Annotated in this window: 11 protein-coding genes; 1 reads left to right on the forward strand and 10 read right to left on the reverse strand. The window is 42.3% G+C overall.

The features are described 5' to 3' along the window. Positions 1 to 98 precede the first annotated feature (98 nt). The 3 genes from rarD to HMPREF2697_RS05450 all read right to left on the reverse strand — a co-directional run bounded on the left by rarD (position 99) and on the right by HMPREF2697_RS05450 (position 3206). The gene (rarD, locus tag HMPREF2697_RS05440; protein WP_045772186.1) at positions 99 to 983 is read right to left on the reverse strand and encodes an EamA family transporter RarD; all 885 of its coding nucleotides are present in this window, start codon (positions 981 to 983) and stop codon (positions 99 to 101) included. Continuing rightward, complete coding sequence (thrB, locus tag HMPREF2697_RS05445) at positions 976 to 1836, reverse strand: homoserine kinase (RefSeq protein ID WP_013990176.1); 861 nt, start codon at positions 1834 to 1836, stop codon at positions 976 to 978. The genes rarD and thrB overlap by 8 nt, the downstream gene beginning before the upstream one ends. Before the next feature lie 83 nt (positions 1837 to 1919). Continuing rightward, a complete protein-coding gene (locus tag HMPREF2697_RS05450) occupies positions 1920 to 3206 on the reverse strand; it encodes a homoserine dehydrogenase (protein ID WP_002885943.1) in 1287 nt (428 codons plus the stop codon). A gap of 173 nt (positions 3207 to 3379) precedes the next feature. Here HMPREF2697_RS05450 and HMPREF2697_RS05455 point away from each other — a divergent pair, with 173 nt between their 5' ends. Further along, positions 3380 to 4258, forward strand: coding sequence for a polysaccharide deacetylase family protein (locus HMPREF2697_RS05455; protein ID WP_070849898.1), 879 nt, complete (start codon positions 3380 to 3382; stop codon positions 4256 to 4258). Between the two features lie 40 nt (positions 4259 to 4298). Here the strand turns inward: HMPREF2697_RS05455 and HMPREF2697_RS05460 are convergent, their stop codons facing one another. From HMPREF2697_RS05460 to HMPREF2697_RS05490, 7 genes are all read right to left on the reverse strand, one after another. Next, positions 4299 to 5429: an acetylornithine transaminase gene (locus HMPREF2697_RS05460; RefSeq protein ID WP_070849900.1), complete on the reverse strand. Its 1131-nt coding sequence runs from the start codon at positions 5427 to 5429 to the stop codon at positions 4299 to 4301. 3 nt (positions 5430 to 5432) lie between these two features. After that, complete coding sequence (gene argB, locus HMPREF2697_RS05465; protein ID WP_070849902.1) at positions 5433 to 6170, reverse strand: acetylglutamate kinase; 738 nt, start codon at positions 6168 to 6170, stop codon at positions 5433 to 5435. 26 nt (positions 6171 to 6196) lie between these two features. After that, positions 6197 to 7390, reverse strand: a complete 1194-nt coding sequence (gene argJ, locus HMPREF2697_RS05470; protein ID WP_070849906.1) for a bifunctional ornithine acetyltransferase/N-acetylglutamate synthase — start codon at positions 7388 to 7390, stop codon at positions 6197 to 6199. Positions 7391 to 7419: 29 nt separating this feature from the next. Then, on the reverse strand, positions 7420 to 8442 hold the full coding sequence (gene argC, locus HMPREF2697_RS05475) for an N-acetyl-gamma-glutamyl-phosphate reductase (protein ID WP_070849908.1): 1023 nt from the start codon (positions 8440 to 8442) through the stop codon (positions 7420 to 7422). A 128-nt stretch (positions 8443 to 8570) separates the two neighbouring features. After that, positions 8571 to 9752, reverse strand: coding sequence for a pyridoxal phosphate-dependent aminotransferase (locus HMPREF2697_RS05480; protein ID WP_070849910.1), 1182 nt, complete (start codon positions 9750 to 9752; stop codon positions 8571 to 8573). Positions 9753 to 9761: 9 nt separating this feature from the next. Then, positions 9762 to 10544 carry a carbon-nitrogen family hydrolase gene (locus HMPREF2697_RS05485; RefSeq protein ID WP_070849912.1) on the reverse strand — a complete coding sequence of 261 codons (783 nt, stop codon included), beginning with the start codon at positions 10542 to 10544 and terminating at the stop codon, positions 9762 to 9764. A 132-nt stretch (positions 10545 to 10676) separates the two neighbouring features. Further along, positions 10677 to 11242, reverse strand: a 566-nt coding sequence (locus tag HMPREF2697_RS05490; protein ID WP_180364358.1) for an SH3 domain-containing protein, incomplete at its 5' end; no start/stop codon positions are given.

An 11242-nucleotide genomic window follows, 5' to 3' on the forward strand; every position in this document is an offset into this window, starting at 1 on the left:
TTTTAATCTAATATCACTATTATATCTTAAAATTCTAAAATTGTCAGATAAGCTTGATTAATTTTTAGGACGGCATTATAAAAAGTTCCCGATAGCTATCAGGAACTTCTACGAAATGTTACTATTTGGCCAGTTACAAAGACTAGGATGGCTATCCAGATAAAGAGAAAACCTTTCAATTCTCCAATGCTGACTGTCTCACCAAAAATGAGAATGGCTACGAGAAGTTGAATGGTAGGATTAAGATACTGGATGAAACCGATAAGGTTAAGCGGTGCCCTTTTGACTGCTTCTGAGAAGCAAAGCAAAGGAACAGCCGTCACTACACCTGAGATGGCTAGGAGAAACATCTCCAAGCTCGAATAGGAAGAAAATGATTCTGGAGAAAAGAATATGAGATAGATAGCTACAAAAGGTAGTAGCAATCCACTTTCTACTAACATGGCTACGTCACTGGAGAGCTTAACCCCTTTTTTGATTAAACCATAGAAACCAAAGGTCAGGGACAATCCCAAAGAAACCATGGGAAGTTTTCCTGTATTGACAACAAGAACCAGTACTCCTATAAAGGCCAATACCACTGCTGCCCACATGGTCCTACTCAATGATTCACGAAGAAAAATGAGGGCAAATAGGATAGAAACAATAGGCATAATGTAATAGCCCAAGCTAGCCTGCGTCGCTTGACCATGACCCACAGCATAGATATAAATCAACCAGTTAGCTGCTATGAGAAAACTAGCAAGTAGCATCCGAAGTAAGACTTTCTTATCTCGCCAAAGTTCGATTAATTCATCTTTAAAACGTGCATTTTGCTTAGCAACTAGGGCATAGACCAACATAGTCACTACAGTAAAAACAATTCGCCATGAGAAGGTGTTGTAAGCCGAAACACCTGCTAAAAGCTTCCAAAAAAGAGATAAAAATCCCCATTGAATATAGGTTGCTAAACCAAAGAGTAGCCCTTGATTTTTTCTAGTCAACGACAACACCTGCTTTATCCACAGATAGGATGAAGGTTTCACCATCTAAACCAAGACCATCTATTGCAGTTTTAAGTGCCTCAGCCTGATTCTTTGGCGTCAAGGTCATAACTGTTGGGCCAGCGCCTGAGAGATAGGTCGCATAAGCACCGTATTGACCTGACAATTCCTTAATAGTCGCAAATTCTTTAACCAATTTTTGACGGTAGCGTTCGTGGAACATGTCTCCTTGGATAGCACGTCCTGCCTTAACCAAATCACCTGCAAAGAGGGCAGCAATGGCAACGTTGGCAATAGATGATGCAGCTACAGCTTCTTTGTAAGACAAGTCACTTGGAAGCACCCCACGTGAATCAGACGTCTTAAGTTCATAGCTCGGAATGAAAGCTACAAAAGCACACTCTGGAAAATCTGTAACAACGCTATTAACATGTTCGTCCACATAAGATGCCACAACAAGATTCCCAAAAATAGCTGGGGCAACATTGTCTGGGTGCCCTTCAATCTTGGTCGCAATATCAAGTTTATCATCGTCTGATAGCTGCAAGTCTGCCAATTGATTAGCCAACTCGATTCCTGCGACAATAACAGAACTTGAAGAACCTAGACCACGCGCCAAGGGAATATCTGATGTCATCACCAATTTATGAGGCTGCAAATCAGACTTCACTTGCAAGGCTGTTGAAATGAGGAGGTTATTTTCATCTGAAGGAATATCTCCCAAATCGTGTTCGATATACCATGCATCTGCTGGTTCAAGCACCTCGATTGTCAAATATTTAGAAACGGCAACACCCACAGAGTCAAAACCTGGACCAATATTGGCAGATGTTGCTGGGACAGTAATTTTCATAATAATACACCAAAAGGAGGAAAGCCATTAGAGACTTTTCTCCTTGAATACCTTTCTTATATGCACCAGTATGGGCTTATCGATTAGTTAGACAAAACTTTCAATGTGTTGACAACAGTGAAGTCTTCTGCTGCTTCAAGTTTTTCAGTAACAGCTTTGAGCTGTGTCTTAGACATAGCATGTGTAATCACAACGATACGAGCTGTTGTACCATTTGCTTTTTGTTGCAAGACTTGTTCAAATGAAATATCTTCTGAGTTGAAGATTTCAGACAAGTGAAGGATTTTACCTTTTTCGTCTGGCGTATCAAGGGCAAAGTAATAGTTACTCTTGACGTCTGCTGGATTAGCCAATGGCAAGTCACGACGGAACTCGTTGAATGGTTTCCCAACATTGCCATCTGAAAGACGACGAGCAATACGGATAATGTCTGCCAAAACAGATGTTGCTGTTGGTTTTTGACCAGCACCTGGTCCGTAGTACATTGATTCGCCGATACCGATAGATTCAACAAAGACTGCATTCATAACATCGTTGACGCTAGCAAGTGGGTGATTTTTTGGCAAGAATGTTGGCGATACTTCTGCTGAGATACCTGATTCTACTTCACGCACATCACCAACCAATTTGATAACATAGCCCAATTCTTGAGCGACAGCTACATCATCAGTAGAGATGTTTGTAATCCCCTTGTGAGTCACATCGTCAAAATCAATTGTGGCACCAAAACCAAATTGGCTAAGGATAACAGCTTTATAAGCAGCGTCAATACCTTCAACGTCGTTGGTTGGATCACTTTCAGCATAACCAAGTTCTTGGGCAGTCTTAAGAGCATCCTCATATGACCAACCTTCGTCCACCATCTTAGTCATCATGAAGTTAGATGTTCCGTTGAGCACACCAAGGATACGTGTTACCTTGTCAGATGTCAAAGAATTAGCCAAAGTACGCAAAATTGGAATACCACCAGCAACGGCAGCTTCATAGTAGAAAGCCACACCCTTATCTTGAGCAAGAGAAATCAACTCTTTACCGTGAGTAGCAATCAAGTCTTTGTTGGCAGAAACTACGTTTTTACCTGCTTCAAGCGCTTTTGTGATGAAAGTACGAGCTGGCTCGATACGTCCCATCAATTCGACAACGATTTGAATCTCGTCATCGTTAAGGATTTCGTCAACATTTGTGACAAAATTGTAGTCGTTACCTGCAGCGATAAGACGATTTTTTTCCTCGTCATCTTTAACCAAAACCTTCGCAATTTCGAGTTGGTCACGTGAGGCTGCAAGAACCTTTTCACCATTTTCCTTCAAAAGGAAAGGAATACCGCTAGCTACTGTACCAAAGCCAAGCAATCCAATTTTAATAGACATTTACGATTTCTCCTTAAAAACATACATTTTTTTAATTGTACCATATTTCTATCGGAATTGACAGAATATTGTTGCCATTTAAGGAGCTAAGTATTCTTTTTTACTGAAAATCCTGTGCATTTCCAGCCCATTTTTGTTAGAATAATAGCTAGACCTATCCGAAAGGGGATACAATGACTTCTCAAAAGAAAAAATCAACTAAAACCAATAGAAAAAAATTGAACCTTCTTCTGCTTTTACTAAACCTAGTTCTTCTTGGCTTACTGGCAGTTTTCATGTTAAGCCGACCAAACCAGTCGAAAAGCAATCAACAACAGACTCAGACCAGTCAGTCTAAGACTATAAGTAAATGGAAAACCTATGACGAGCCTGTCCAAATCCCTATCCTGATGTATCATGCTGTGCACGTCATGGATCCATCTGAAGCTTCTAACGCCAACCTTATCGTTGACCCAGACCTCTTCGAGGCACAAATCAAGGCATTAGCTAAGGCAGGTTACTATTTCCTAACACCTGAAGAAGCCTATAAAGCCTTCACCGAAAATGCCTTACCATCATCAAAGGTTGTTTGGCTGACCTTTGATGATGGTAACGAAGACTTCTATACGATTGCCTATCCGATTCTCAAAAAATACAAGGCTAAGGCGACCAACAATGTGATTACTGGCTTTGTTAAGAAAGGAAATGCTGGAAATCTTACCGTCAAGCAGATGAAAGAAATGATGGCGCACGGCATGAGCTTCCAGTCTCATACGGTTAACCACCCTGATTTATCAGCCACTGACAAGGCAACACAAAAAGTTGAATTAACGGATTCTATTGACTTCCTTGAAAACAAACTCAATACCAAGGTCAATACCATTGCCTACCCATCAGGTCGCTACAATCAAACGACACTGGACCTAGCTAAGAAAACATACAAGTTAGGACTGACAACTAACGAAGGGCTAGCTAGTGCCAAGGATGGTCTCCTCTCACTTAATCGTGTCCGTATTCTGCCAACAACAACAGCTAAAGGACTTCTCAGCGAGATTGCTACTGACAATGAGTAAAAGAAATCACTTGATTCAAGAATCAAGTGATTTTTATGTTCTAGTCAAATATTTCTGATAGGATAGCCACACCCTTTTCGATTTCAGTATCACTTAGGGTGATTGGTGGCAAAAGACGAATCACATTTGTCCCTGCAGTTAAGACAATCAACCCTTTATCTCTAGCTGCCTGAACTAGTTCTCCCAGATTGCCAGTGGTCTCAATTCCAATCATATAACCTAAACCACGCACAGTTGTAACTGTCTCTTTATCAGATAAAGCCGCCTGCAATTGTTCTTGTAGTTTGTTTCCATTTTCAAGAGCAGTATCCAGAAAACCTGGAGCCAACATAACTTCAAGCGTAGCCTTGGCCGCCGCCATGGCCAGTTTATTTCCTCCAAAGGTAGAGCCATGACTTCCGTAAGAAAAAGCTGCCCCAAGGGAGGACTTGGCAAGCATGGCACCAACTGGCACCCCATTGGCCAAACCTTTGGCTAAAGTAAAGATATCTGGTTCAATATCGTAGTGCTCATAAGCATAAAGCTTACCAGTACGACCAATTCCTGTCTGAACCTCATCTACAATGAGGTAAATACCTGTCTCCTTACAAAAATCAGACAAAGCCTTAACAAAGTCCTGATCCGCAGGTTGCACACCTGATTCCCCTTGAAGCAACTCCAGCATAATAGCCGCAGTTGCTTCATTGGCTAGGGACTTGACACTGTCTATGTCATTGAAAATAGCATAGCTAAAGTGGGGCACACCTTCACCAAAACCTTGTTTGATTTTATCCTGACCAGTGGCAGACATAGATCCAAACGTTCGACCATGGAAGGAATTTTGGAAGGTAATGATTTCTTGTTTACCCGAAGCCTTACGGGCAATTTTGATGGCTGCCTCATTGGCCTCTGCACCACTGTTACAGAAAAAGGCCAGATAGTCCTTGTCACCAATTAAAAGGTTAGCAACATCTTCTTGCAACTGATTGTGATAAAGATTAGGCTGGTGCAAAATCTTGCCCACCTGATCTGTCAAAGCCTGATTGACATGGGGATGGTAACCCAGATTGGTTACCCCAATACCTGATGAAAAATCCAAGTAGGTCTTGCCATCTGTATCCGTCAAATAATTGCCCTGAGCCGAAGCAAAATCAATCGCTGCCCGCTTATAGTTTGAAAATAATTTTGTCATCTCTTACTCCTTGATTATGGTGCCGTCTGTCAGGTTATCACCAATAATGACCTGCTCGACACCAGCCTGAACTGTCTGAACAGCACTTTGAATTTTAGGAATCATGCCTCCAGTAACCACACCTGAATCTATTTTTTTCTGAACGTCCACAAAATTCAGCTGCTCCAAAACCTGACCATTTTCTAAAACGCCCTTGACATCTGTCAGAAGGATAAGTTTTTTAGCACCTAGACTAATCGCCACTGCTCTGGCAAGGTAATCGGCATTAATATTGAGAAAATCCCCCTGCTCACTATAGCCTAGACTCGGAATCAAGGGAAGTTTGCCTTGAGATAGGAGGCTCACTAGGGTTTGATTAGTGATGTTTTTGACCTCACCCACAAAACCATAGGTCTCTTGATCTAAGAAATCAGCATGAACAAGGTCTGACAATTCATCTACAAGCTGATAGGCTGGCAAACCTGCAGTTGTAAGCTCATCCGCTAAGTTTTTCCCAACTATGTCAACCAAAGCTTCTTTGATCAAGGCCATATCTGACTGACCCGTCACACGAAGACCATTGACCTTGTGAATTGGAATATGATTCTCCTCCATCAGCTGATTAATGGCAAAACCGCCCCCATGAACGATAACTATTTTTTGACCAGCCTGCTGCCATTCGGACAGTTTAGCCAATATCTCAGGAGTTAGCTGCTTACTGGCTACTCCACCAATCTTGATTACAATATATTCAGTAGTCATCAGTTAACTCCTTTATCATAGATAACTTAAGTATGGTAGAGGGCATTAATCTTAACATAATCGTAGGAAAGATCACACCCCCATGCAGTTCCTTTTTCATGACCAGCATGAAGATCTACCGTTATAGTAACTTCATCATCATGCATGATGTCTTTCATTTCTTCATCATCAAAGGAAACAGGACTAGAGGCCAACATAACTGGCAGACCGCCAAGCATAATATCAACATTATCCACAGGAACATCCACACCAGCGTAGCCAACAGCGGCTAAAATACGTCCCCAGTTAGGATCTTCACCAAAGATAGCCGTTTTAACTAGGCTTGAACCGACAACTGATTTTGCCATCATACGTGCATCAAGGGCATTAGGGGCATTAACCACATCAACTTGGATGAGTTTATTAGCACCTTCACCGTCCTTGGCAATTTTCTTAGCCAACTCTTGCATCACAAAATTCAGCATCTTCGAAAATTTATCGAATTCTGGTGTATCTGGCAGAATCTCTTCATTGAGCGTGCAACCATTTGACATAACAAGAACCATATCATTGGTTGAAGTATCTCCGTCAACTGTAATCTGATTAAAGGTCTTTTCCACATTTTGGCTCAAGGCCAATTGCAGGGTGTCACTAGAAATATTAGCATCACAAGTAACAAATCCAAGCATGGTCGCCATATTAGGGTGAATCATCCCTGAGCCCTTAGCGACACCAGCCATAGTGACCACATCACGTCCAAAGGTCTCCGTCACAGCAATGGTCTTAGTCGCTGTATCAGTCGTCAAAATCGCCTTGGCAAAATCATCAGCATTCCCATTAACTACTATCTTGGAAAGACCATTTTTCAAAGTATCCATTGGTAGCAACTCACCGATAATCCCTGTAGATGCTACACCAACCAACTCTGGTTCAACACCTAGCTTTTCAGCGGTCCACTCCTGCATGGTGTAAGCATCCTCCAAGCCTTGAGTCCCTGTGCAAGAATTGGCTACACCTGAGTTAACAACGATAGCCTTCATTTTCCCAGCCTTTTTAACGGAGGTCTTGGTCACAATCAGAGGAGCTGCAATCACCTTATTGGTCGTGTAAACTCCTGCCACACTGGCTGGTTTTTCAGAGACAATCCAACCAAAATCCATTTTTCTCTTTTTAAATCCTGCATGTAGCCCATCTGCTGAGAATCCCAGCGGACTAGCAATTGTTCCATCGATGACTTTCATATTTTTTTCTCCTAACTCTATGCTTACATCTACAAGTATGACGGTGTCATAAGCAAACCTTCCGTCTCATCCCACCCCTGCATGAGGTTGAGATTTTGCACTGCCTGTCCAGCTGCTCCTTTAAGCAGATTATCAATGACTGAAATAACTGTCAGAACATTGGTTTTTTCATTATAGGCAAATCCAATATCTGTAAAATTCGATCCGATAACGTTGTGTAGTTCTGGCAAGCTGTCTTGAACACGTACAAAGGGTTTATCGCTATAAGCCTTTGTGAATGCTGAAGCCACATCAGCTACAGTCACGTCCTTCTTCAACTTACAATAAACCGTAGACATGATTCCGCGATTAACTGGTAAAAGCGACGTTGAAAACTGAATCTCAGGCATTTCCGGATTAAAGGTCTGCAAGGTTTGAACAATTTCAGGAATATGCTGATGATGATTGAGTTTATAAGTCACGTAATTATCGTGAACATTGACAAAATGACTAGACTCGCTCAAAGCCTTACCCGCACCAGTTAAACCAGACTTGGCATCCACAATGACACTATCCGTCTCAATCAGACCAGAAGCAACCAAAGGAATCAGGGACAGCTCCGTCGCTGTTGCATAGCATCCAGGATTGGCGATAAATTTCTTATCCTTCACATCTGTATATTCTGATAATGCGTATGTAAATTTATTCAAAACACTCTGCTTAGCAGGTGATTTTTTATACCATTCTTGATAAACATTTGCCGGTAAGCGATGATCCCCAGATAAATCAATAACAGAAAAATCAGCTTGAACAAATTCCTCCGCAAGCGAACTAGCAACTCCTGAAGGTGTGGCAAAGAAAACCAAATCCGCCTTTTTCATAATCTTTTCCGCATCATAAGCTTCAATGTCTAAGTCACAAACACCTGTCAGATAGGGATACACATCAGACAATCGTCGGCCCACTTCCTTGGTTGCGTGAATAGAAACAAGTTCCACTTTTTTATGATTATTCAAAATTTTAACTAACTCTAAACCACTATAACCAGTGATACCAACAATTGAAACTTTCATTTATGCACTCCTTTTGTATAAATATGTAACCAGTTTATTGTATTTTTATTCATTTGTCAAGGAAAAACTGAAATTAATATGAAAAAAACAAGCAGTCTTTTTCAACTACTTGTTTTCACGAATGCTATCTAGTTATTAAATAAATGCAAGTTGGCAATACGATCGACCGCTTCGACCAGACGCTCTGGCTCTACCAAAAGCCCAATACGAACATAAGCATCACCCGCAGGACCAAATCCTTTACCTGGTGCCACAGCAACATGGACCTTCTCAAGTAAAAGATCCGCAAAACTCTCACTGGTGTACCCCTCTGGCACAGGCATCCAAGCATAGAAAGAACCTCTGGATGGAAAGGCCTGCCAGCCAATCTTAGCAGCTGCCTGGACAAAAGCATCTCGACGGCTATCATAAGTCGCATTCAGTTGAGCAACAGCCTCCTCAGATTTAGGGTCTAAGAGAGCTGCAATCCCAGCCTCCTGCAAGGCAGGAAAGATTCCCACAAAAAGATGGTCTTGAATCAGATTTAAGGCTTCAATCATCTGGTCATTCCCAGCCGCAAAGGCCAGACGCCAACCAGCCATATTGAAGGTTTTCGAGAAAGTATAGAACTCAATCCCCACATCTTTAGCACCAGGCGTTGATAAAAAGCTAGGATTCTCATAACCCTGATACCCCAAAGCTCCGTAAGCCAAATCACTCACCACTCCTACTTCGTAGGTCTTAGCCCAAGCAACCAACTTTTCATAAAAGGCCTTAGTCGCCACAGCCCCCGTAGGATTATTCGGATAATTGATATAGATAAACTTAGCACGACGAGCTGTCTCTTCAGGAATGGCATCCAAATCTGGCAAGAAATCATTTTCAGCCGTCAAAGGAAAGGTCTCATAGGCTACACGTCCTAGACTCACTCCTGATAAATAATCAGGATATCCTGGGTCAGGCAAGAGAAGGAGGTCTCCAGGATTCATCAAAGCTAGGGGCAATTCCACTAGTCCAATTTTAGCTCCACCCATGACACAAATCTCACGCTCCGAATCCAAATCAACCCCATAATGTTTCTTGTAAAAACTAGCAGCTGCTTCCTTAAAAGGACGATTGCCTCGAAACTGTGAATACTTATGGCTAGCAGGATTTTTCGCTGAAAGGCACAGCGCCTCAACAATATGGTCATAAGTCGGTTGGTCGGGATTGCCCTGACCAAGATTGATCACATCTGCTCCTTCCGCCACCTTGGCATTAACCTTAGCAACCAAACCTGCAAAAAACTGTTCTGGCAATGCCTTCAATAAGTCCGATTCTTCAAATAACATAAACGCTCCTTAATGATACAAGTCCGTGCGACGATCCTCAAAAACAGGAATCTGACCTCGAACCTTATCTACCTCTTCAAGATTAATATCGGCCGTAAAAATGCCCTCCTCATGCTCCTTGGATTGCAAGACCACATTTCCAAGTGGATCGATAACCATAGAATGCCCTGAAAAGACATCATCTGGTCCTGTTCCGACACGATTAACCGCAACTACAAAAGCTTGATTTTCAACCGCACGCGCCTTTAACAAAATCTCCCATTGTTGCACACGAGGTTCTGGCCACTGCGCTACCACAAAAAGTACCTTGGCTCCTTGTGCCATCTGTGTTCGCACCCATTCAGGAAAACGTATATCATAACAAATGACACTAGCAGCTGTCACACCATCAAGCTCAAAAACAGACTCCGCAGACCCAGCAGACATATACTGGTCTTCTGCCATGAGACCAAAGAGATGGACCTTGCTATAGGTATTGATTAGGTCCCCAGACTTATTGTAGACGTAGGTCGTGTTGTAGAATTTGCCGTCCTTCTCAATAGCAACGGACCCTCCGATAATAGCCACAGCATGTTTCCTAGCAAAATGAGACAAGATTTCTTGAGAGTCCAAACCTTCCTTATCTGCAAGCCCATCCAGTTCATCTAAAGCATAGCCAGTATTCCACATTTCAGGTAGCACAATGACGTCAGGCTTTTCGCTAAGTGCCCTCTCCAACATCTCTTTCACGTGCTTTTTATTTTCCACAGGCTTTCCGTGAGCAACATCCATCTGTACCAATGCAATTTTCATAGTAACCTCGATTCTATATTAACCATTATAGCACTCCAAAAGACGTCACAAAAATTGAAAAATTCAATCTCATGATAAAGAAAGGCTATCAAAAAAGGCTGGACACATTGTCCAACCTGATTCATTACTTCATTAAGCAATATCAACATAACGACGGTTGCCACTCGCTGCCACATATGAAAGCCATGTGTGGCCATCGGCTGTCAAAACTTTGTCATAGTTAACACTCATGCCCTTGTCATAGTAGGCTAACTCTGGACTTGAAACCTTAGCTTCTGCCTTGATTGACGCACGACCTGTGAAGGTATAACAACCTGATTCTGGGAGACTTGGTTTTGCGGCTGGTTGACTTACTTCTGTCTTAGCTACTGCAATATCAACATAACGACGGTTACCACTTGCTGTCACGTATGAAAGCCATTGACGGCCATCGGCTGTGAGAACCTTATCGTAGTTAACACTCATACCCTTGTCATAGTAGGCCAACTCTGGACTTGAAACCTTAGCTTCTGCCTTAATTGACGCACGACCTGTGAAAGTATAAGTGCCTGATTCTGAGAGACTTGGGTTATTCGCTGGTTTCGCAACTGGTTTTGTTTCTGGCTTAGCTTCTGCCTTGGCCGCTGCAATATCAACATAACGACGTTTACCACTTGCTGTTACATATGAAAGCCATTGACGGCCATCGGCTGTGAGAA

The organism is Streptococcus sp. HMSC064D12 (genome assembly GCF_001837205.1).
Lineage (GTDB): Bacteria > Bacillota > Bacilli > Lactobacillales > Streptococcaceae > Streptococcus > Streptococcus salivarius_D.